2 protein-coding genes are annotated in these 25,465 nt (G+C 70.7%); both read left to right on the top strand.

Annotated features, from left to right (window positions below; all coding sequences use genetic code 11):
- The first annotated feature begins 42 nt into the window (after positions 1-42).
- A complete protein-coding gene (locus ACIG36_RS11930; RefSeq protein WP_399925714.1) occupies positions 43-15,102 on the top strand; it encodes an SDR family NAD(P)-dependent oxidoreductase in 15,060 nt (5,019 codons plus the stop codon).
- 75 nt (positions 15,103-15,177) lie between these two features.
- Positions 15,178-25,419 (top strand): SDR family NAD(P)-dependent oxidoreductase, encoded by a 10,242-nt coding sequence (locus ACIG36_RS11925; RefSeq protein WP_399926436.1) that lies wholly within the window; start codon positions 15,178-15,180, stop codon positions 25,417-25,419.
- Positions 25,420-25,465 lie beyond the last annotated feature (46 nt).

The raw sequence follows: 25,465 nt of genomic DNA, 5'->3' as shown, positions 1-25,465 counted from the left end.
GCGGGGTACAGCGATTCTCCGGAGTGCGCGGAGGCAATAGCGGTGGTGGGCATTGCCTGCCGGTACCCGCAGGCTTCCTCGCCCCGGAAGTTCTGGGAGCTGCTGCGGGACGGCCGCCACTCCGTGACGGAGGTCCCGGAAGGTCGCTGGAACATCGAAGAACTCTACGACCCGGACCCGTCGGCCCCGGGCCGCATGAACTCTGCATACGGCTCCTTCCTCGACGGTGTCGACCTGTTCGACGCCGACTTCTTTCATGTCCCGCCTCGCGAGGCGATGTACATGGACCCGCAACAGCGGCTCGTACTCGAACTCGGGTGGGAGGTCCTGGAGGACGCCGGCATCCTGCCCGGGGCCGTGAGCGGCACCGGGCTCGGCGTCTTCGTCGGAGCGATCTGGGACGACTACGCCCGCCTGGTGCACGGAACCGCGGCGACGGCCGGGCCCGGTGCCCAGCACGCCATGACCGGTATTCACCGCGGCATCATCGCCAACCGGCTGTCGTACTTCCTCAAGGCCCAAGGCCCCAGCCTGACCGTCGACACCGGCCAGTCCTCGTCCCTCGTCGCGGTCCACCTGGCCTGCGAGAGTCTGCGCAAGGGCGAGTCGGAGCAGGCCATCGCCGGCGGGGTCAACCTGACCCTGCTCCCGGGAAGTTCCGTCATCTCCAGCAAGTGGGGCGGACTCTCCCCGCAGGGCCGCTGCTTCACCTTCGACTCCCGCGCCGACGGCTACGTCAGGGGAGAAGGCGGCGGTGCCGTCCTCCTCAAGCCCCTCTCCCGCGCGGTCGCCGACGGCGACCGCGTCTACTGCGTCATCCGCGGCAGCGCCATGAACAACGGCGCCGGCACCGGCATGACCACCCCCAGCGCGACCGCCCAGGAGGCCGTGCTGCGAGCCGCCTGCGCACGGGCCGGGGTCGGACCGGAAGAGGTCCAGTACGTGGAACTGCACGGCACCGGAACCAAGGTGGGCGACCCCGTGGAGGCCACGGCCCTGGGCGCGGCGCTGGGCGCGGTGACGGGCCGGACCACGGCACTGCGAGTGGGGTCCGTCAAGACCAACGTGGGGCACCTGGAAGGCGCGGCGGGCATCACCGGCCTCATCAAGGCGGCGCTCAGCGTGAGCCACCGGGAACTCCCCGCCAGCCTCAACTACGAGACGCCCAACCCACGGATTCCGCTGGACGAGCTGAACCTGAGCGTTCAGCGTGAGCTCGGCCCCTGGCCGCAGGACGAACGCCCACTGATCGCGGGCGTCAGCTCGTTCGGCATGGGCGGCACCAACTGCCACGTCGTCGTGGCCGAGGCGCCTGCGGAGGAAGCCCACGGAGGTGGGGATGGCGTTGTTCCGGTGGTGGTGCCGTGGGTGGTGTCGGGTCGTTCGGCGGGGGCGTTGCGTGGGCAGGCCGGGCGGTTGCTCGAGGGGTTGGGTGATGGGGTCTCGGTTGTTGATGTGGGGTGGTCGTTGGCGTCGTCTCGGTCGGTGTTCGAGCGGCGTGCGGTGGTGTTGGGGGAGGGGCGTGAGGAGCTTGTCGGTGGTTTGAGTGCGCTGGCTGGTGGTTCTGCTGGTCCTGGTGTGGTGTCGGGGTCGGTGGTGTCGGGTCGGCTGGGTGTGGTGTTCACGGGGCAGGGTGCGCAGCGGGCGGGGATGGGGCGGGGGCTGTATGAGGCTTTTCCCGTGTTCGCGGCGGCGTTTGATGAGGTGTGTGCGCTGTTCGACTCCTCTGTCCGTGAGGCGGTGTGGTCGGGGGAGGGGCTTGACGAGACCGGCGTGACACAACCAGCGCTGTTTGCGTTGGAAGTGGCGTTGTTCCGGTTGGTCGAGTCGTGGGGTGTACGACCTGACGTGGTGGCCGGTCATTCGGTGGGTGAGATCGCGGCCGCGCACGTGGCGGGCGTCTTCTCGCTTGAGGATGCGGCGCGGTTGGTTGCTGCTCGGGGCCGGTTGATGCAGGCCCTGCCCGCTGGTGGGGCGATGGTTTCCGTGCAGGCCACCGAGGCGGAAGTCCTGCCGTTGCTGGCCGGGCGTGAGGACCGGGCGAGTATTGCGGCGGTGAACAGTCCTGGTTCTGTGGTGATCGCCGGTGTTGAATCGGTGGTCTTGGAGGTTGCGGCGTCGCTGCGGGAGCTGGGGCATAAGACGAAGCGGCTTGTGGTGTCGCATGCGTTCCATTCGCCGTTGATGGAGCCGATGCTGGCCGACTTCCGCGCGGCCGTCAGCGACATCTCCTTCTCCGCCCCGCGTCTGGTGATGGTCTCCGCTGTAACGGGCGAGCCGGTGACCGATGAGATCGCGTCCGTCGACTACTGGGTCGAGCACGTGCGGCGTCCCGTACGATTCGCCGATGCGGTGAAGGCCATGGAGCGGGATGGCGTACGCACGTTCCTCGAGCTCGGCCCCGATGCCGTGCTCTCGCCGCTCATTCCCGAATGTGTCAGCAACCGTGACGAAGCGGCTGCCGTTCCGTTGCTGCGCAGGGATCGCCCCGAGCCGCGGACGGCAATGACAGCTCTGGCTCGGATATTCGTCCGCGGTAACGAAGTCGGCTGGGCCTCGCTCTTCGACGGGTGCGGCGCCCGTCGCGTCGATCTGCCCACCTACGCCTTCCAACGCGAGCGGTACTGGCTGCCGCTCTCGACCGGGGCCGACATCGACTCGGTCGTGCAGCCCGCCGGCCCGGACCCGGTCGGTGCGCGGCCTGTGCCCGTTGCCTTGGCGCAGCGATTGTCCGGCCTTTCTCCCGATGAGCAGAAGCGCATGGTGATCGAGGTCGTCTCCTCGCACATCGCCACCGCACTCGGCTACCCCGGAACGAAACCCGTCGAGCTCAGGGCACCTTTCACCGACCTCGGTTTCGACTCGATGACGGCTGTCGAATTCAGGAACGCCCTTGCGGGAGAAACCGGCCTCCGCCTGCCGAGCGGGCTGCTGTTCGACTACCCGACACCGGCTGAACTGTCGGATCACCTCCTCTCGGAGCTGACCGGTCATTCCCGGGCCGCGACGGCCGGCTGGAACCCGGCCCGGGTCGCTGCCGACGAACCGATGGCGATCGTCGGCATGGCCTGCCGATTCCCTGGTGGGGTGTCCTCTCCGGAAGAGCTCTGGCAGCTCGTGGCCGAGGGACGAGAGGCGCTGTCGGACTTTCCGGCCGACCGGGGATGGGACCTCGACGCGTTGTACGACTCCGACCCCGATCGCTCGGGAAAGAGCTATGTCACGCGGGGCGGATTCCTGTCCGCAGGACAGTTCGACGCTGAATTCTTCGGTATTTCGCCGCGTGAGGCGTTGGCGATGGACCCGCAGCAGCGGTTGCTGCTGGAGACGGCGTGGGAGGCCTTCGAGCGCGCCGGCATCGACCCCGAGAACCACAGGGGCAGCGAAACCGGCGTCTTCATCGGCGCGACCGCACAGGACTACGGGCCGCGCATGCACGAAGCCCCGGACGGCGTCGAGGGGCACGTACTGACCGGCGGCACGGCAAGCATCATGTCGGGTCGAATCGCCTACCAGCTGGGCCTGGTCGGCCCTGCGGTCACCATCGACACCGCCTGCTCGTCCTCCCTGGCCGCCCTGCATCTGGCGATGCAGGCGCTGCGCTCGGGCGAGTGCTCGATGGCCCTCGCCGGCGGGGTGACGGTCATGTCGACGCCGGGAATGTTCGTCGAGTTCAGTCGGCAGCGTGGTTTGGCGGTTGATGGCCGGTGCAAGGCGTTCTCGGCGGTGGCTGATGGTACGGGCTGGTCCGAGGGTGTGGGAGTGCTGCTGGTCGAGCGGTTGTCGGATGCTCGGCGGAACGGGCATGACGTGCTCGCGGTGGTGCGTGGGTCTGCGGTGAATCAGGATGGTGCGTCGAATGGTTTGACGGCGCCGAATGGTCCGTCGCAGCAGCGGGTGATCCGGCAGGCGCTGGCCTCGGCGGGGCTGTCGGCCACCGACGTTGACGCGGTCGAGGCGCATGGCACGGGTACGCGGCTCGGTGACCCGATCGAGGCCGAGGCGCTGCTGGCGACGTACGGCCAGGGGCGGGAGGCTGATCGTCCGTTGTGGTTGGGCTCGTTGAAGTCGAACATCGGGCATACGCAGGCCGCGGCCGGTGTGGCGGGTGTGATCAAGATGGTCATGGCGATGCGGGAGGGCGTGCTGCCCCGCACGCTGCATGTGGACGAGCCGTCGCCGTTCATCGACTGGTCAACCGGCTCGATGGAATTGCTGCGGGAGAGCCAGGAGTGGCCGGAGTCGGATCGGCCTCGGCGGGCGGCGGTGTCGTCGTTCGGAATCAGCGGAACGAACGCGCATGTGGTGATCGAGCAGGCGCCTGTTGAGGAGAGTGACGAGCCCGGGGGTGACATTGCGCCGGTGGTCGTGCCGTGGGTTCTGTCCGGGCGCACGGACGTGGCGTTGAGGGGGCAGGCGGAGCGGTTGCGGGAGTTGGCTGTTGGCAGTGATGCGCCGGCGGTTGATGTGGGGTGGTCGCTGGTCTCGTCGCGGTCGGTGTTCGAGCGCCGGGCGGTTGTGCTGGGGGATGGACGGGAGCAGCTCGCCGGTGGTCTGCAGGCTTTGATGGACGACGCGACTGGTCCTGGTGTGGTGTCGGGGTCGGTGGTGTCGGGTCGGCTGGGTGTGGTGTTCACGGGTCAGGGTGCGCAGCGGGCGGGGATGGGGCGGGGGCTGTATGAGGCTTTTCCTGTGTTCGCGGCGGCATTCGATGAGGTGTGTGCGCTGTTCGACTCCTCCGTTCGTGAGGCGGTGTGGTCGGGGGAGGGACTTGACGAGACTGGTGTGACGCAGCCTGCGTTGTTCGCGTTGGAAGTGGCGTTGTTCCGGTTGGTCGAGTCGTGGGGTGTGCGGCCGGATGTGGTGGCCGGTCATTCGGTGGGTGAGATCGCGGCCGCCCATGTGGCGGGTGTTCTCTCGCTCGAGGATGCGGCGCGGTTGGTGGCTGCTCGCGGTCGGTTGATGCAGGCCCTGCCCGCTGGTGGGGCGATGGTTTCCGTGCAGGCCACCGAGGCGGAAGTCCTGCCGTTGCTGGCCGGCCGTGAGGTCCGGGTGAGCATCGCTGCGGTCAACAGCCCCGGTTCGGTGGTGATTGCGGGTGATTGCTCCACCGTTGACGAAATTGCTGCCGCATTGACCGAACAAGGCCGCAGGACCAAGCAGCTGACTGTTAGTCATGCGTTCCATTCGCCGTTGATGGATCCGATGCTGGAGGACTTCCGCGCGGCCATCAGCAACATCGTCTTCTCCGCCCCGCGCCTGACGATGGTCTCCGCCGTAACGGGCGAGCCGGTGACCAGCGAAATAGCGTCCGCCGACTACTGGGTCGAGCACGTGCGGCGTCCCGTCCGGTTCGCCGATGCGGTAAAAGCCATGGAGCGCGAGGGCGTCCGCACGTTCCTCGAGCTCGGCCCCGACGGTGTGCTGTCCGCGCTCGTCCCCGAATGCGTAAGCGACCCCGCCGCAACAGCCGCCGTCCCCGTCCTGCGCCGCGACCGCCCCGAGCCGCATTCAGCGGTGGCGGCCCTGGCCCAGGCCTTCGTGCGCGGCACGCCCGTCGACTGGTCGTCGTTCTTCGACGGCACCGGCGCACGCCGCATCGATCTCCCGACCTATGCCTTCCAGCATGAGCGGTACTGGTTGCTCCCGCCCGCCGACAGCGCAGACGTCGCATCGGCGGGCCTCAGTGCCGCCGGTCATCCCCTCCTCGGGGCGGCCGTGGAGCTGGCGAGCGGCGAGGGCATGGTCCTGACCGGCAGGCTTTCTCTCCAGTCCCACCCGTGGCTCGCCGACCACGCGATCCTCGGTACCGTCCTCCTTCCGGGCACCGCCTTCGTCGAACTCGCCCTGCACGCCGGCGACCACGTCGGATGCGACAAGCTCGACGAACTCACCCTCACTGCTCCCCTCGTCCTCCCCGAACACGGCGCCGTCCGTCTCCAGGTCGTCCTCGGCGGTGCGGATGACTCGGGTCGCCGTGAGCTGAGTATTCACTCCCGCCCCGAGCCGGGTCCCAAGGCCTCTCCGGGCCTCGACAGCGACAGCGATCCCGGAGCGGACTGGGCGCAGCATGCTCACGGCACGCTGTCCGCAACCGACCCCACCGACGTCGTCTCCGCGCTATCAGTCTGGCCTCCTGCGGATGCTTCGGAAGTCGGCACCGACACCATGTACGACCGGCTCGCCGAGCACGGTTACGGCTATGGGCCCGCGTTCCAAGGCGTGCGCCGGATGTGGCGGCGCGATGGCGAGCTCTTCGCCGAGGTCGTCCTGCCGGAGGAGCAGAGGACGGACGTGGGGGAGTACGTCCTCCACCCGGCGCTCCTGGACGCCGCGCTCCACCCGCTGCTCCCCGGCGCCGACAGCGAAGACGCCACTCCCAACACACTGAGCCTGCCGTTCTCGTGGGCCGGGGTGAGCGTCCGGGCTACCGGCTCCTCGATGCTGCGCGTCCACCTCGCCCGTTCCGGTCCCGACACCGTGACGTTGGACGTCGCCGACAGCGCGGGGACACCGGTGGCTTCCGTCGAATCCCTTGTGTGGCGTGACATCCCGGCCGACGCACTGCGCGACGCGCGCACTCGGTACCACGAGTCGCTCTTCCGCGTGGAGTGGAAGCCGCGCCCCCGGCCCCAGCCCGAGGGCGGCGTCGACCCGGCCTCCGTCGCCGTCTTCCGCGACGCCGAATCGCTGCTGTACTTCATGAACGACGTCAGCGAACACGAAGCGACGGAGCCCCCGCCGGCTGTGCTGGCGCTGAGGATGACCGACCCCACCCGCTACGACGTCCATGACGACGTCCATGACGTACACACGGACGCCGCCGGAGCGGCAAGCACCCTCACACGGCAGGCGCTCGAGCTCGTGCAGTCCTGGCTGTCCGACGAGAGGTACGCCGCTTCGAAGCTCGTACTGATCACCCAGGGTGCCGTCGAGACCGTCCCCGGAACAGGCGCCGACCCGGCCCTCGCCGGGATCTGGGGCCTGCTGCGAACGGCACAGACGGAAAACCCCGGCCGATTCGTGCTCCTGGACGTGGACCAGGACACGAAGACGGAAACGGGCACCGGCGATCCGCAAGCGCTGCAGCAACTCCTGCCCGCCGTTCTGGCAACAGGCGAACCGCACATCGCGGCGCGAGCCGGCGCGTTCCACGTACCGCGACTGACCCGCGTACCCGTCACCGAGTCCCCTGCCGGCCAGGTTCTTGCCCTGCCTCCGGTCGACCCCGACGGCACCGTCCTCATCACCGGAGCGACCGGACAGCTGGGTGGCCTGCTCGCCCGCCACCTGGTACGTGCACACGGCGTACGCCACCTGCTGCTGCTCAGCCGCCGAGGAGCCGAGGCCCCGGGCGCGCGGGAGCTGCGCGACGAGCTGACCGCACATGGAAGCGACGTCCAACTGGTGGCCTGCGATGCCGCCGACCGGGACGCTCTGGCCGCCGCACTCGCTCTCGTGCCCGCGGAGCATCCGCTGACCGCCGTCGTGCACACCGCCGGAGTGCTGGACGACGGCGTCGTCACCGCCCTGACCCCGGAGCGGCTGGACGAGGTGCTGCGCCCCAAGGCCACCGCAGCCTGGAACCTGCACGAGCTCACCCGGGGCCTGGACAGCGTCTCCGCCTTCGTCGTCTACTCATCGATCTCCGGCCTCATCGGCGCTGCCGGCCAGGCCAACTACGCCGCCGCCAACGCCTTCCTCGACGCCCTCGCCGCGCACCGGCGGGCTCAGGGCCTGCCCGCGCTGTCGCTCGCGTGGGGGCTGTGGGAGCAGACGGGAGGGCGCGGAGGCATGGCCGACGGCCTCGCGCGCCAGGACGTGGTACGCATGGCCCGTGCCGGCGTCGCTCCCCTGCCGGAGCCTGACGGTCTGACGCTTTTCGACACGGCCGTCGCCGAGGGCGCGCAGGGCGCGACGTCCCTGCTGGTGCCCATGCGGTTCGATGCGACGGCGCTGCGGGCCGGGTCGGGGTCGGGGTCGGGGTCGGACGACGTCCCCGCCTTTCTCCAGGAACTCGTCGGGCCGACGGGCAGGCGCGCACGGCGGCGCGACGGGCGCGAGCGCCAGGGAACGACGACCGGTGCTCCCACTCTCATGGAACGGTTGTCCGCGCTGACCGGGCCCGAGCAGCGGCGGGCGCTGCGTGAACTCGTACGGGAGCAGGCGGCCGCCGTGCTGGGCCTGGCGGGATCCGGCGCGGTGGCGGGAGACCGCGCGTTCAAGGAGGTGGGGTTCGATTCCCTGACGTCCGTCGAACTCCGCAACCGGCTCAATGCCGCGACCGGCCTGACCCTGCCGACGACGTTGATCTTCGACTACCCGACCCCGGACGCGGTCGTCGGCCTGTTCATGGACCAGTACGTGGCCACGCCTGCAGCTGCCCCGAACGCGACGGACCTGTCGGATCTGGCGGATCGGTCGGATCCGTCGGTGCCGGCCGCCGCCGCCACCGACGAACCGATCGCCATCGTGGGTATGGCCTGCCGCTATCCGGGCGGGGTGTCCTCCCCGGAGGAGCTGTGGCGGCTGGTGGCCGACGGCGCCGACGCCATCTCGCCGTTCCCCACCGGTCGCGGCTGGGACGACGACCTTTACGACCCGGACCCCGACCGACCGGGCAAGAGCTACGTGCGGGAGGGCGGATTCCTGCATGAAGCGGGCGAGTTCGACCCCGCATTCTTCGGGATCTCACCGCGTGAGGCGTTGGCGATGGACCCGCAGCAGCGGCTGCTGCTGGAGACCGTCTGGGAGGCCTTCGAACGGGCGGGCATCGACCCGGCCACGGTCCGGGGCAGCCAGACCGGGGTGTTCGCCGGCCTCATGTACCACGACTACGCCCCACCCGTGCACGAGATGCCGGAGGAGCTCGAGGGCATCCTGCTCACCGGCAACACCGGCAGCGTCCTCTCCGGCCGACTGGCGTACACCTTCGGCTTCGTGGGGCCCGCGGTGACGGTGGACACGGCGTGCTCGTCGTCCCTGGTGGCCCTGCACCTGGCGGCACAGGCCCTGCGCTCCGGCGAGTGCTCGATGGCCCTCGCCGGCGGCGCGACGGTGATGTCCACGCCCGGCACCTTCGTGGAGTTCAGCCGCCAGCGCGGCTTGTCCCCCGACGGCCGTTGCAAGTCCTTCTCCTCGGCGGCCGACGGCACAGGCTGGGGCGAGGGCGTGGGCATGCTGCTGCTGGAACGACTGTCGGATGCTCGGCGGAACGGGCATCGGGTGTTGGCGGTGGTGCGCGGTTCTGCGGTGAATCAGGATGGGGCGTCGAATGGTTTGACGGCGCCGAATGGTCCGTCGCAGCAGAGGGTGATCCGGCAGGCGTTGGTGTCGGCGGGGTTGTCGACGCGTGATGTTGACGCTGTCGAGGCGCATGGTACGGGTACGCGGCTCGGTGATCCGATCGAGGCCGAGGCGCTGCTGGCGACGTACGGCCAGGGGCGGGAGGCCGATCGGCCGTTGTGGCTGGGCTCGTTGAAGTCGAACATCGGGCACACGCAGGCCGCAGCCGGTGTGGCGGGTGTGATCAAGATGGTCATGGCGATGCGGGAGGGCGTGCTGCCCCGCACGCTGCACGTCGACGAGCCCTCGCCGTTCATCGACTGGTCTTCGGGTGCGGTGGAGCTGCTGCGCGAAGCACGCGACTGGCCGGAGACGGGACGCCCCCGCCGAGCAGCGGTGTCATCCTTCGGCATCAGCGGGACCAACGCGCATGTGGTGATCGAACAGGTCCCGGAAGAGGAGGCCAGGGAGACCGAGGCCGATGCGCCGGCAGTCGTGCCCTGGGTGCTCTCCGGTCGTTCGGAGGAGGCGCTGCGCGCCCAGGCCGAACAGCTCCGCAGCCATATCTCTGGCACCGATCTGAGCCCTGTGAGCGTGGGCTGGTCGTTGGCGTCGTCGCGTTCGGTTTTCGAGCACCGTGCGGTGGTGCTGGGCGGGGACCGGGATGTGTTGTTGTCGGGGTTGGAGGGGCTGGACTCGGCCGGGTCTGTTGCCGGTGTGCGGTCGGGTGTGGTGTTTGTGTTTCCCGGTCAGGGGTCTCAGTGGGCGGGAATGGGGGCTGAATTGCTGGATCAGTCTCCTGTGTTCGCCGAGTGGATGGGTCGGTGTGAGGTGGCGTTGTCGCCTTATGTCGACTGGTCGTTGACCGAGGTCCTGCGTGGTCGTGGCCGGCTGGATCGGGTTGATGTGGTGCAGCCGGTGTCGTGGGCGGTGATGGTGTCGCTTGCGGGCTTGTGGCGGTCGATGGGCGTGGAGCCTGCGGCGGTCGTGGGGCACTCGCAGGGCGAGATCGCCGCTGCTGTGGTGGCCGGTGGGTTGTCGCTCGAGGATGCGGCGCGGGTGGTGGCGTTGCGCTCTCAGGTGATCGGGCGTGAGCTGGCCGGTCTTGGCGGTATGGCCTCGATCCCGCTGCCCGTCAGCGAGGTCGAGGAGCGTATTGCCTCTGACGCCCGGCTGGGTGTTGCTGCGGTGAACGGCCCTGCCTCGACGGTCGTCTCGGGTGATGCCGAAGCGATCACTGCGCTGGTGGAGGCCTACGAGGCGGAAGAGGTACGGGCGCGTCGCATCCCCGTCGACTACGCCTCCCACTCCGCACACGTGACCGGCATCGAGTCCGAGCTGCTGGACCTGCTGGCGCCCCTACAACCTCGCACCTCCCGGATCCCGTTCCACTCGACGGTCGACGGTGCCGTGATCGATACGAGCACGTTGGACGCCGGCTACTGGTTCCGCAATCTGCGGCAGACCGTGCGGTTCGGCGAGGCGGTCGAGGTGCTGCTCGAGCAAGGGCACGACGCCTTCGTCGAAGTGAGCGCCCATCCCGTGCTGACGTTCGGGGTCGAGGAGACCATCGAAGCCGCCGGCGCCGATGCGGTGGTCGTCAGGTCGCTGCGCCGGGATCAGGGGGACCTGAGCCAGTTCCTCACGTCTGTGGCCGAGGCCTGGATGCGGGGCGTGGACGTGGACTGGACGAAGGCCTTCGCGGACAGCGGTGCCCACCACGTCGACCTGCCCACCTACCCCTTCCAGCGCCGGAACTTCTGGCTCGTACCGGCCTCGGGCACCGGTGACGTCGCCTCGGCCGGTCTCCGTTCCGCTGGGCATCCGTTGCTGGGCGCGGCCGTCGAACTGGCCGATGGCGCCGGAGTCGTACTGACGGGCCGGTTGTCCCTGCGCGCACACCCGTGGCTGGCGGACCACACCGTGGCGGGCACAGCGCTCCTCCCCGGTACAGCGTTTGTCGAGCTCGCGGTGCGCGCCGGAGACCAGGTCGGATGTGACCTCCTCGAGGACCTGACCCTGGCCGCCCCCCTCCTCCTGCCCGAGCAGTCGGCCGTGCAGCTCCAGGTCGTCGTCAGCGGGGAGGACGACTCGGGCCGCCGGGAGGTGAGCATCCACTCCCGTCCCGCCGCCACCAGCGATGACGGCGACGACGGCCTTCCCTGGACCCGCCACGCCACCGGCACCCTCATCACCCTCACCCACGCGACCGACGAATCCGCCCCCCGGCACGTAGGCGGTGGCGACGCGTGGCCTCCGCCCGGCGCCGTCGAAGTGCCTCTCGAAGGCGCCTACGAGCGGCTGGCCGAACAGGGCTACGGCTACGGTCCCGCGTTCCGGGGCCTGCGGCGGGCCTGGCGGCGCGGCGACGAGGTCCTCGCCGAGGTGGCCCTGCCCGACGACCAGGCCACCGACGCTGCTCTCTTCACCCTCCACCCGGCACTCCTCGACGCCGCCCTGCACACCCTCCTGCCGGGCGTGGTCGACGAGGGCGGCGATGCGGGGCGGACCGTCCTGCCGTTCTCCTGGGCCGGCGTGCGCGTTCACGCCGCTGAGGCCTCGACGCTGCGGGTCTGGCTCTCCGGGTTCGACCGCGGCCGGGCGACGGAGAACGGTGAGGCGCCGGCCTCGGACAGCGTTTCGGTGTCCGTGGAGGCCATGGACGCGACGGGCGCGCCGGTGATGACAGCGGACGCCCTGGTCCTGCGCCCGATGGCCCGGAACGCCCTCGTCCCGACGCGAGCGGGCATCGAGCACGACGCGCTGTTCCACCTGGAGTGGGCAGCCCTTCCGACGGTCACGGCGACGGTCACAGAGCCTGCCGTCTCCTCCCCCTTCGCCGTCCTGGGAGCCGACCCCCTGCAGGTCGTCGACGCCCTGGCCGACAGCAGCACGTCGGGGGAGCCCCCCTCCGCCCACGAGGACCTGGCCGCCCTGACGCGGGCGGTGGAGGCCGGCGCCCCCGTGCCCCCCACCGTCCTGATTTCCGCCGCCGCTCCACCGCTTCCGCAGGACGCCAGCCAGGTCACGTCCGCAGGCGACGTCGCGACCGCTGCGCGGGAAGCCGCGCACCGCCTGCTGGACGTCGTCCAGTCCTGGCTGGCCGACGAGCGCTTCGCCTCGTCGCGGCTGGTCGTGGTGACCCGGGGCGCGGTCGCCGCCTCGCCGGGCAACGGCGATATGGCGGATCTGCCGCATGCCGGAGTGTGGGGTCTGGTCCGTACGGCACAGACGGAGAATCCCGGTCGGTTCGTCCTCGTCGACGTCGACGGGGCGGGCGCCTCGCTCGCGTCGCTGCCCGCCGCGCTGGAGAGCGGCGAGCCGCAGATCGCGATCAGGAACGGTGAGATCCGCGTACCCAGGCTCGCCCGGGACCGGGCCGGTGCGGCGCTCGAGCCGCCGGCCGGGGCACCGGAGTGGCGTCTGGTGCTGTCGGAGAAGGGCTCGCTGGAGAACCTCGAGATCGTGGCGTGCCCGGAAGTGACGCTGCCTCTCGGACCCGGGCAGGTCCGGATCGGCGTCCGTGCCGCCGGGCTGAACTTCCGCGATGTGCTCATCGCCCTGGGCATGGTTCCCGAACAGCACGCGCTGATGGGCGCGGAAGGCGCCGGTGTCGTGCTCGAGGCCGGGCCCGGCGTGACGGACCTCGTGCCGGGGGACAGGGTCATGGGGTACTTCGACGGCGCGTTCGGGCCCGTCGCCGTCGCCGACCGCAGGCTGCTTGCCCGCGTTCCCGAGGGCTGGACCTTCGCCCAGGCGGCCTCGGTGCCGGTGGTCTTCCTGACCGCCTACTACGGGCTGGTCGACCTGGGCAAGATCGGTCCGGGTGACTCCGTGCTCATCCACGCGGCGGCCGGCGGCGTGGGCATCGCGGCGGTCCAGCTGGCCCGCCACCTCGGCGCGGAGGTGTACGGGACGGCCAGTCCGGGCAAGTGGGAAACCCTGCGCTCGCTCGGACTCGACGACGCCCATATCGCCAGCTCGCGGACCCTCGACTTCCACGACCGGTTCCTCGACGCGACCGGCGGCAGGGGCGTGGACGTAGTGCTCAACTCCCTTGCCGACGAGTACATCGACGCCTCGCTGCGGCTGCTGGCCGACGGCGGCCGCTTCCTGGAAATGGGCAAGACCGACATCCGCGACGCCGAAACGGTCGAGGCCGCACACCCCGGCGTGAGCTACCAGGTCTACGACCTGACGGCACTCGCCCGTACCGAACCGGGCAGCGCGGGCGCGGTGCCGGAACGCCTCCAGGAGATCCTGGTCGAGGTCCTCGCCCTGTTCGAGGCGGGAGTGCTGCGGCCGCTGCCCGTGACCACCTGGGACGTGCGCCGGGCGCCCGAGGCGTTCCGGCACCTCTCCCAGGCCAGGGGGGTCGGGAAGCTCGTCCTCACCGTCCCCGCGCCCCTCGACCCCGACGGCACCGTACTGATCACGGGTGCCACAGGCGTCCTCGGGACTCTCACGGCCAGGCACCTCGTCGCCGAACACGGGGTACGCAACCTGCTGCTCGTCAGCCGCCGCGGTGACCGGGCGGCCGGAGCCGCGGAGCTCGGGGCGGAGCTGACCGGGCTCGGCGCGCGGGTCACCTTCGCCGCCTGCGACGTCGCCGACCGCGACGCCCTGGCCGCCCTGCTCGCCACCGTACCGGCCGAGCACCCGCTCACCGCGGTCGTCCACACCGCCGGCGTCCTGGACGACGGCGTCGTCGCCTCCCTCACCCCCGGCCAACTGGACACGGTCCTGCGGCCCAAGGTGGACGCGGCCTGGCGCCTGCACGAACTGACGCGGGACCACGACCTCGCGGCCTTCGTCCTCTACTCCTCGTTCGCCGGCCTCCTCGGCACGCCCGGACAGGCCAACTACGCCGCGGCCAACGCCTTCCTCGACGCCCTGGCCGGCCACCGCCGGGCACAGGGCCTGCCCGCCACCTCGCTCGCCTGGGGCCTGTGGGCCGAGGCCAGCGGCATGACCGGGCACCTGAGCGACGCCGACCGGCGGCGCATGGCCCGCAGCGGACTGCTGGCGCTGTCGTCCGAGGACGGCATGGCACTGTACGACGCCGCCCAGCGGCGCGGCACGGCTGTCGTGGCACCCACGCGGCTCGACACGGCCGCACTGCGCGCCCAGGGCGAAGCCCTGCCGGCGATGCTGGCGGACCTGGTCCGCACGGCAGCCGGTGACTCGGGAGGCCAGGGCGGCGCCGGTAACCGGCGGGCTCGTCGGTCCGCGGCCACCGACGCGACGGGCGGCGGCGAGGACGCGACGACGAGCCTGCGGCAACGGCTGACGGGCCTGCCCGAGCCGGAGCGGGCCCGGGTCCTGGTCGACCTGGTACGGGCACAGGTGGCCACGGTCCTCGGCCACAGCAGCCCGGAGAGCGTGGACCAGGACCGCGCGTTCAAGGAGCTCGGCTTCGACTCGCTCACCGCGGTCGAGCTGCGCAACCGGCTCGGCGCTGCGACCGGCCTCCGGCTGCCGACCGCCCTGGTCTTCGACCACCCGACGACCACCGAGGTGGCCCGCCACCTGCGGCAACAACTCGTCCTCGACGAGGTCTCCGCCGCGGACCCGGCACTGGCAGACCTCGAACGACTGAGGACGTCGCTGTCGGCGGCCGTCGCCGCCGCCGATGACGACGACACCGGCCGGGACCGGCTGCTGAGCGGGCTCCGGGAACTCCTTGCCATCTGCGGCGGGGCCGGAGGCGGAGCCCGGTCCAGGGCCGACGATTCCGACGCCGAACCCGACACCGAACCCGACATCGATTCCGCGAGCGACGACGAGCTGTTCGCGCTTGTCGACGACCTCGGGTGACCGCCACCCACTGACGTCTGCTGACGCCGACCGACACCGACCGATACGTCGGCCGACGGCAACCGACAAACCGACATCCGCGAGCACAGCGGTCGCCCGACGGCCGCACACCGGCTACCCCAGGGGGAACACGTGGCTGACGAGGCGAAACTCCGCGACTACCTCAAGCGGGCCGTTTCCGACGCTCGCGAGGCGCGCAGGCTGCTGCGCGAGGCGGAGGACAAGGAACACGAGCCCGTCGCCATCGTCGGCATGGCATGCCGTTTCCCGGGTGGGGTCGAGTCGCCGGAGGACCTGTGGCGGCTGGTGTCCGGCGGTGTGGACGCGGTGTCGGGGTTTCCGGTGGACCGGGGGTGGGACGTCGAGGGGTTGTACGACCCCGATCCGGGCCGTTCGGGGACCTCGTACGCGCGGGAGGGCGGATTCCTCTACGGGGCCGGCGACTTCGACGCGGGGTTCTTCGGCATCGCGCCGCGCGAGGCGTTGGCGATGGACCCGCAGCAGCGGTTGCTGCTGGAGACGGCCTGGGAGGTCGTCGAACGGGCCGGCATCGACCCGGCGGCGCTGCGCGGCACCGCCACCGGCGTCTTCATCGGCGCGACGGGCCAGGACTACGGCCCCCGCATGCACGAGGCCCCGCAGAACGTCGAAGGCCTGATGCTGACCGGCGGCACCGCCAGCGTCATGTCGGGCCGCATCGCCTATCAGCTCGGCCTGCTCGGCCCCGCACTGACACTCGACACGGCATGCTCGTCGTCGCTCGTCTCGCTGCACCTCGCCGCACAGTCGCTGCGCTCCGGCGACTGCACCATGGCACTGGCAGGCGGCGTCATGGTGATGTCCACCCCCGGCACGTTCGTGGAGTTCAGCCGCCAGCGAGGCCTGTCCGCCGACGGCCGCTGCGCCTCCTTCGGCGCGGCGGCCGACGGTACGGGGTGGGGCGAGGGCGTGGGGATGCTGCTCGTCGAGCGGTTGTCGGACGCCCGGCGGAACGGTCACCGGGTGCTGGCGGTGGTGAACGGGTCGGCGGTCAATCAGGACGGCGCGAGCAATGGCTTGACGGCCCCCAATGGCCCTTCGCAGCAGCGGGTGATCCGGCAGGCCTTGGCGAATGCCCGGTTGTCGGCCGCCGATGTGGACGCGGTGGAGGGGCACGGTACGGGCACGAAGCTCGGCGATCCGATCGAGGCCGAGGCGCTGCTGGCCACGTACGGGGTGGGGCGGGAGGCGGACCGGCCGCTGTGGCTGGGATCGGTCAAGTCCAACCTCGGTCATACGCAGCACGCCGCCGGTGTGGCGGGTGTGATCAAGATGGTCATGGCGATGCGGGCGGGTGTGCTGCCGCCGACCTTGCACGCGGACGAGCCGTCGCCGCATGTGGACTGGTCGTCGGGTGCGGTGGAGCTGCTGCGGGAGGCCCGGGACTGGCCGGAGACGGAGGGGCGTCCCCGGCGGGTCGGGATCTCGTCGTTCGGGGTCAGCGGGACGAACGCGCATGTGGTGGTCGAGGAGGCGCCTGCGGAGGATGGCGACGAGCCGGGGGATGTGATCGCGCCGGTGGTGGTGCCGTGGGTGGTGTCCGGGCGTTCGGATGCGGCGTTGAGGGGGCAGGCCGGGCGGTTGCTCGAAGGGTTGGGTGATGGGGTCTCGGTTGTTGATGTGGGGTGGTCGTTGGCGTCGTCGCGGTCGGTGTTCGAGCGGCGGGCGGTGGTGTTGGGGGAGGCGCGTGAGGAGCTTGTCGCCGGCTTGAGTGCGCTGGCTGGTGGTTCTGCTGGTCCTGGTGTGGTGTCGGGGTCGGTGGTGTCGGGTCGGCTGGGTGTGGTGTTCACGGGTCAGGGTGCGCAGCGGGCGGGGATGGGCCGTGAGTTGTATGAGGCGTTTCCTGTGTTCGCGGCGGCGTTCGACGAGGTGTGCTCGTATCTCGAGCCTTCGCTGCGTGAAGCGGTGTGGTCAGGGCAGGGGCTCGACGAGACAGGTGTGACACAACCGGCGTTGTTTGCTCTTGAGGTGGCGTTGTTCCGGTTGGTCGAGTCGTGGGGTGTGCGGCCGGATGTGGTGGCCGGTCATTCGGTGGGTGAGATCGCGGCCGCGCACGTAGCGGGGGTGTTCTCGCTCGAGGATGCGGCACGGTTGGTCGCTGCACGCGGTCGGTTGATGCAGGCCCTGCCCGCTGGTGGGGCGATGGTTTCCGTGCAGGCCACCGAGGCGGAAGTCCTGCCGTTGCTGGTCGGCTGTGAGGACCGGGTGAGCATCGCGGCGGTCAACAGTCCCGGTTCGGTGGTGATTGCGGGTGATGGCTCCACCGTTGACGAAATTGCTGCCGCATTGACCGAACAAGGCCGCAAGACCAAGCAGCTGACTGTTAGTCATGCGTTCCATTCGCCGCTGATGGATCCGATGCTGGAGGACTTCCGCGCGGCCATCAGCAACATCGTCTTCTCCGCCCCGCGCATGGCGCTGGTCTCCGCCGTAACGGGCGAGCCGGTGACCAGCGAAATCGCGTCCGCCGACTACTGGGTCGAGCATGTGCGGCGGCCTGTCCGGTTCGCCGACGCCGTACGGACGATGGAGCGCGACGGCATACGCACGTTCCTCGAGCTCGGCCCCGACGGGGTGCTGTCCGTGCTCGTCCCCGAATGCGTCAACGACCCCGCCGCAACAGCCGCCATCTCCATCCTGCGCCGCGACCGCCCCGAGCCCCGAACCGCCGTGACGGCCCTGGCCGAGGCCTTCGTGCGCGGTACGCCCGTCGACTGGTCGTCGTTCTTCGACGGCACCGGCGCACGCCGCATCGACCTGCCCACCTACGCCTTCCAGCACGAGCGGTACTGGCTGCTCCCGCCTGCCGCCACCACCTCCGAGCAGCCCGACCCCTGGCAGTACCAGGTCGTGTGGAAGCCGATCGGCGACGCTGCAGCGACGGTGGCGGCGACGGCCGCAGGCACATGGCTGGTGTGCGTTCCCGAAGTGTGCGAGGAGGCCGGGGCAGCACAGGGCATCGTCAAGGCGCTCGGCTCCCGTGGTGCGCGCGTGGCGGTGGTGGGCATCGACGATGCCGGCCCGGATGCCGACGCTCTTGCCGGCGCGGGGACGGATGAAGCCCCGCTGAGGGGCGTGGTCTCGCTGCTGCCGCTGCTGGCGGACGCGTCCGGATCGCGCGTCGCGGAGGCCCTGTCGGCCGTTCTCGAAGCGGTCGAACGATCCGAAGCCGCTGTACCGGTGTGGTGTGTGACGCAGGGCGCGGTCGCTGTACACGCGGACGATGGCGTGATCGATCCGGCGCAGTCGGTCCTCTGGGGACTGGCCAGGGTGTTCGCCTGGGAACGGGCACGGAACTGGGGCGGCGTGGTGGACGTCCCGGCCTCCGCCCTGGGAGCACGGGACTGGGCACGCGTGGCCGCGCTGATCACCGGCCCGGCCGACGGCGAGGACCAGGTGGCCGTGAGGCGTTCGGGCACTTACGCGCGCCGCTTGACCCACCTGAATCGTTCCGCCGACTCGACGACGGCCGATGCGCAACCGACACGTACCTGGGCGGCACCGCACGGAACTGCGCTGGTCACCGGCATCACCACCCGCACGGGTCGGGCTCTGGCCCGCCGACTGGCGGCCCAGGGAGCCGGGCACCTGCTCCTGACGGGGGGCGACGCGGCCGGCGCCCCGGAGGTGGCCGAACTCGAGCACGAGCTCGTCGAGCTGGGCGTCGGCGTCACGGTGGTGCCGTGCGACGAGGCCGACCGTGAGGCCCTTGCCGACGCGCTGGCCTCCGTACCAGCCGACCGGCCGCTGACCGCCGTCTTCCATGCGGCCGGGCTCCCCGATCGCGATGACGAGCAGTCCGGGCAGTACGAGCAGGTCATCGGCGCGCGCACGGACGCGGTGCGGAATCTGCACGAACTCACCCGTGATGCCGAGCTGTCCGCCTTCGTCCTGTTCTCGTCGGCCGCGACCGTCATCGGTGGTCCGGGCAGGAGCGGCGCCGCAGCCGGCCAGGCGTTCGCCGACGCGATGGCACAGCACCGGCGTGCTCAGGGGCTGGTGGCCACATCGGTCGCCTGGGGCCCCACCACGGACGCGCTGGACACAGCGGGCACGTCAGACACGGCGGATCGTGCCGACCAAGGGCTGGTGCCCCTGCCCGCCGAAAAGGCGTTCTCGACGCTGGACCGCCTGCTGCTGCAGCAGCAACGGACATGTGTCACGGTCGCCCACGTCGACTGGGAAAGGGCCCTCGCCCTCGGCATCCCCCCACGCGTCCGCCGGACGCTGGAGGAACTGCCGGAACTTCAGGACCGTCCCCACGCCGGCGAGCGTCCGGACGAGCCACTGTCCGAAGACGCCGCGGCGTCCCTGCGCGCCGAGATCGCGGGACTGCCTGAGTCCGAACAGGAACGGTTCCTGCTGGAGATCGTGCGCACCGCCGTGGCCTCGGTCCTCGGCTATGCCGACGTCGAGGCGATCGACGCCCAGCAGAACTTCAGCGAACTGGGCCTCACCTCGCTCACCGCCATGGAGGTCCGCAACAGGCTGACCACGAACACAGGCCTGCGCCTCCCCGCATCGGTCGTCTTCGACTACCCGACCCCTCGAGCCGTCGCCGAGCACATGCGGAACGAACTGCTGGGCACGCTCACCGCCCTGCCGACGACCGAGGGGCCACGAACTACCTCGACGGCCGTCGCCGCCGACGAACCGATGGCCATCGTCGGCATGGCGTGCCGGTTCCCGGGCGGGGTCACCTCCCCGGAGGGCCTGTGGCGGCTGGTCGCCGACGGCACCGACGCCGTGTCCGGCTTCCCGGTGAACCGAGGCTGGGACGTCGAAGGACTTTACGACCCGGACCCGGATCGCTCGGGGACGACATACGCGCGGGAGGGCGGATTCCTCCACGACGCGGGCGAGTTCGACCCCGGCTTCTTCGGTATCTCGCCGCGTGAGGCGTTGGCGATGGACCCGCAGCAGCGATTGCTGCTGGAGACGGCGTGGGAGGCCTTCGAGCGCGCCGGCATCGACCCCGAGACCGTGCGCGGCGGGCAGGTCGGCGTCTTCGCCGGAGGCAACGGCCAGGACTACGCCACGATGATGACGCGGACCCCCAAGGACATCGACGGCTACCTCATGACCGGCAACGCGGCCAGCGTCGTCGCGGGCCGCATCGCGTACACCCTGGGGCTCGTCGGCCCGGCACTGACGGTGGACACGGCGTGCTCGTCGTCCCTGGTGGCCCTGCACCTCGCGGGCCAGGCGCTGCGCTCGGGCGAGTGCTCGATGGCACTGGTCGGGGGAGTGACGGTGATGTCGACTCCCGGCACCTTCATCGAGTTCAGTCGGCAGCGTGGTCTGGCGGTTGATGGCCGGTGCAAGGCGTTCTCGGCGGCGGCTGACGGTACGGGCTGGTCCGAGGGTGTGGGGATGCTGCTGGTCGAGCGGTTGTCGGATGCCCGGCGGAACGGGCATGACGTGCTCGCGGTGGTGCGTGGGTCTGCGGTGAATCAGGACGGCGCGAGTAATGGTTTGACGGCGCCGAATGGTCCGTCGCAGCAGCGGGTGATCCGGCAGGCGTTGGCGTCGGCGGGGTTGTCGACGAGTGATGTTGACGCTGTCGAGGCGCATGGTACGGGTACGCGGCTCGGTGATCCGATCGAGGCCGAGGCGCTGCTGGCGACGTACGGCCAGGGGCGGGATGAGGACCGGCCGCTGTGGCTGGGCTCGTTGAAGTCCAACATCGGGCATACGCAGGCCGCGGCCGGTGTGGCGGGTGTGATCAAAATGGTCATGGCGATGCGAGAGGGCGTGCTGCCCCGCACGCTGCACGTCGACGAGCCGTCGCCCTTCATCGACTGGTCTTCGGGTGCGGTCGAGTTGCTGCGCGAAGCACGCGACTGGCCGGAGACGGGACGCCCCCGCCGGGCAGCGGTGTCGTCCTTCGGCGCGAGCGGGACGAACACGCATGTGGTGATCGAGCAGGCGCCTGCGGAAGAAGAAGCCCAGGAAGGCGGAGATGGCGTCGCTCCGGTGGTCGTGCCGTGGGTGGTGTCGGGCCGTTCGGACGCGGCGTTGCGGGGGCAGGCCGGGCAGTTGCTCGAGCGGGTGGCTGATGGGCTCTCGGCGGTTGATGTCGGGTGGTCGTTGGCGTCGTCGCGGTCGGTGTTCGAGCGGCGTGCGGTGGTGTTGGGGGAGGGACGGGAGCAGCTTGTCGAGGGCCTCGGGGCTCTGAGTGCGGGGGTTGCCGGGCCTGGTGTGGTGTCGGGGTCGGTGGTGCCGGGTCGGCTGGGTGTGGTGTTCACGGGTCAGGGTGCGCAGCGTGCCGGTATGGGGCGGGAGCTGTATGAGGCCTTCCCCGTGTTCGCGGCGGCGTTCGACGAGGTGTGCTCGTATCTCGACCCTTCGCTTCGTGAGGCGGTGTGGTCAGGGCAGGGGCTCGACGAGACCGGTGTGACACAACCGGCGCTGTTCGCGTTGGAAGTGGCGTTGTTCCGGTTGGTCGAGTCGTGGGGTGTACGACCTGACGTGGTGGCCGGTCATTCGGTGGGTGAGGTCGCGGCCGCGCATGTGGCGGGTGTTCTCTCGCTCGAGGACGCGGCCCTACTGGTGACCGCACGCGGCCGGCTGATGCAGGCCCTGCCCCCCGGAGGCGCCATGGTGTCCGTGCAGGCGGCAGAGGAAGAAGTCGTACCGCTGCTGGCCGGCCGCGAGGAGCAGGCGAGCATCGCGGTGATCAACGGTCCCGACTCCGTGGTGATCGCCGGTGTCGAATCGGTGGTTCTGGAGGTCGCGGCGTCGCTGCGGGAGCAGGGCCGTCGCACGAAGCGGCTTGTGGTGTCGCACGCGTTCCATTCGCCGTTGATGGACCCGATGCTGGAGGACTTCCGCGCCGCCATCAGCAACATATCCTTCTCCACTCCGCGTCTGGTGATGGTCTCCGCGGAAACCGGCGAACCGGTGACCAGCGAGATTGCGTCTGTCGACTACTGGGTCGAGCACGTGCGGCGTCCTGTCCGGTTCGCCGACGCCGTACGGACGATGGAGCGCGACGGCATACGCACGTTCCTCGAGCTGGGCCCGGACGGGGTGCTGTCCGCGCTCGTCCCCGAATGCGTCAACGACCCCGCCGCAACAGCCGCCATGTCCCTCCTGCGCCGTGACCGTCCCGAGCCACGAACCGCCGTGACAGCCATGACCCAGGCCTTCGTACGTGGTACGCCCGTCAATTGGTCGTCGTTCTTCGACGGCAGTGGCGCGCGCCGCATCGACCTGCCCACCTACGCCTTCCAGCGGGAGCACTACTGGCTTCAGGCATCCGCCGACAGCGCGGACGTCACATCGGCAGGTCTCAGCGCCGCCGGTCATCCCCTCCTCGGGGCGGCCGTGGAGCTGGCGGGCGGCGAGGGCATGGTCCTGACCGGTCGTCTGTCCCTCCAATCTCACCCGTGGCTCGCCGACCATGCGATCCTCGGTACCGTCCTCCTCCCGGGCACAGCCTTCGTCGAACTCGCCCTGCACGCCGGCGACCACGTCGGATGCGACAGGCTCGACGAACTCACCCTCACCGCTCCCCTCGTCCTCCCCGAACACGGTGCTGTACGGGTCCAGCTCACCGTCGGCGAAGCGGACGAGGAAGGACGCCGGGCGATCGGTGTGTATTCGCGCCCCGCGACCGATGACGGAAGTGAGGGAAGTGACGGGAGCGACCAGGCGTGGACTCTGCACGCCACAGGCAGCATGACGGCGGGTTCGCCGTCAGCCGTACCTGCCGTGCCGTCCGACCTCACCGCTCCCGAGTGGTCGGCCGCATGGCCCCCGCCCGGTGCGAGCGAAGTGGAAGCGGGGCCCGCCGAGATCTACGGATCGCTGGCGGACCAGGGGTACGCGTACGGTCCCGCGTTCCAGGGGCTGCGGCGCGCTTGGCGGCGCGACGACGAGGTCTTCGCCGAGGTGACGCTGCCCGAGAGCGACGGCGGCGGTGGCGGGCACGATGACCACGCCGCCGCCCTCTACGCCCTCCACCCGGCGCTGCTGGACGCGACCCTGCACGCGCCCATGCTGACGGCGCTGGAGGATGCGTCGGCCCCGGCTCTGCCGTTCTCCTGGAGCGGTGTGCGACTCCACGCGACAGGTGCTTCCGCGCTGCGGGTGCGATTCCGTCCGACCGGCCCGGACACCGTGTCGGTGACGGCCGTCGACAGTACGGGTGCTCCGGTCCTGACGGCGGAGTCGCTTCTGTGGCGTGAGGTCTCCGCCGAAGCGCTGCGGAGCATGCGTACGTCGCGTACCTCGTATCACGACGCGCTGTTCCAGCTGGACTGGGTCGCGGCGACCGCCATGGCAACCACCGGGACTACCGCGCTGACCGGCGAGCCGGCCTCGTGGGCCCTCGTGGGCAGTGACGAGCTGGGCGTGGCCGGGCGGTTCGGCGGGGCCCCGCGCGCGTACGAGGACGTGGACTCGCTTCTGGCCTCGCTGGACGCCGGTGAGCCGGTGCCCGCCGTGGTCCTCACCTCGCTGCCCGCCGCGTCCGTCGCCGAGGCCGAGGGGCCGCAGGTCGTCGACGCGGTGAGGGCGCTCACGCACCGCGTACTGCGCCTGGCCCAGCAATGGCTCGCCGACGACCGGCTCGACTCGTCGCGGCTGGTCGTCGTCACCCGTGGTGCTGTCGCGACGGACGAGGGCGAGCGGGCCGACCTCGCTCTCGCGTCGGCACTGGCGCTGCTGCGGACGGCTCAGACCGAGAGCCCCGGCCGGATCGTACTGCTGGACGTGGACGTGGACGTGGACGTGCGCGCGGACGCGGACGGTGAGTGCGTGCCATGGCAAGCAGCCTTGCCCGCAGCGCTCGCTGCCGGGGATCCGCAGCTGGCGCTGCGCGACGGCGAATTCCGTGCCCCCAGGCTCGCGCGCGTACCCGCCGCCGGTGGGGACAACCGTGAGGACGACCGTGCCGACAACCGTGACGGCGCGCTCCTGGCCGGTGCGTCCGCCGAGGGCACGGTCCTGGTCACCGGAGCCACCGGTGTCCTGGGCGGGCTGCTGGCGCGGCATCTGGTCAGCGCACATGGCGTACGTCGTCTGCTCCTGGCCAGTCGGCGGGGTGCGGCCGCCGACGGGGCCGAGGAGCTACGGACGGAGCTGGCCGATCTCGGGGCGGCGGACGTCACCTTCGTGGCGTGCGACATCAGTGACCGTTCGGCGGTGACGGAGCTCCTGGCCGCCGTTCCCCGGGAACATCCGCTCACCGCGGTCGTGCACACCGCGGGTGTGGCCGACGACGGGGTCATCGGTTCGCTGACTCCCGAGCGGATGGACGGGGTCCTGCGGCCGAAGGCCGACGGCGCGTGGCACCTTCACGAGCTCACCAGGGACCACGGGCTGTCCGCGTTCGTGCTGTTCTCCTCGGCGGCAGGCGTCTTCGGGGCCCCGGGCCAGGCGAACTACGCGGCCGCCAACGCCTTCCTCGACGAACTGGCCCACCACCGGCGTGCTCACGGGCTGCCGGTGACCACTCTCTCGTGGGGCCTGTGGGCACAGAGCAGCGGGATCACCGGGCACCTCGGGCAGGCGGACTTCCAGCGCATGGCACGTGCCGGCCTGGTGCCGCTGACGACGGAGGAGGGGCTGTCGCTCTTCGACACCGCCGTGGCCACCGGTCAGCCGTGGACGCTGCCCATGCGCCTGGACCTCAAGGCGCTGCGCACCCAGGGCGAGGCACTGCCGGCGGTACTGCGCGGCCTTGTGCGGACCACCGTCCGTCGCGGAGCCGCGGCCGCCGGGGCCGAGAGCCCGGACTCGCTCACGCAACGGCTGGCGGCCCTGCCCCAGGAGGGCCAGGAACGGCTCCTCACCGAGCTGGTGTGCGGCCAGGCCGCCACAGTGCTCGGCCACGCCGACGCGAGTGCCGTCGACAGCGACCGGGCGTTCAAGGAGCTCGGCTTCGACTCGCTGACCGCCGTCGACTTCCGCAACAGGCTGACCGCCGCCACCGGACTACGGCTCCCGGCCAGTCTGATCTTCGACTACCCGACGCCGCAGGCGCTCGCCGACCACCTCAAGGGCGAACTCGTCGACGCCGGCGCGTCACCGGAGAAATACGTACTCGATCACATCGAACAACTCGAATCCGCCCTGGCCGCGGTCCGACTGGACGACATCTCGAGGGCCCAGACGAAATTGCGCCTGAAGAGCCTGCTGGAGCGCTGGGACGACGAAAAGGGCGAAGAAGAGACGACACGGGTCGTGGATGTCACCGAAGGACTTCAGTCCGCGTCCGCCGAGGAGATCTACGACTTCCTCGGCAAGGAATTCGGGATCGCCCTCGAATGAACAGCCGGACGGGCCCGCCGAACACGAAGAGCCACAACGAGTGGGG

This window comes from Streptomyces sp. NPDC053048, assembly GCF_044547045.1.
Lineage (GTDB): Bacteria > Actinomycetota > Actinomycetes > Streptomycetales > Streptomycetaceae > Streptomyces.
This window is presented reverse-complemented; position numbering and strand designations above follow the sequence as displayed.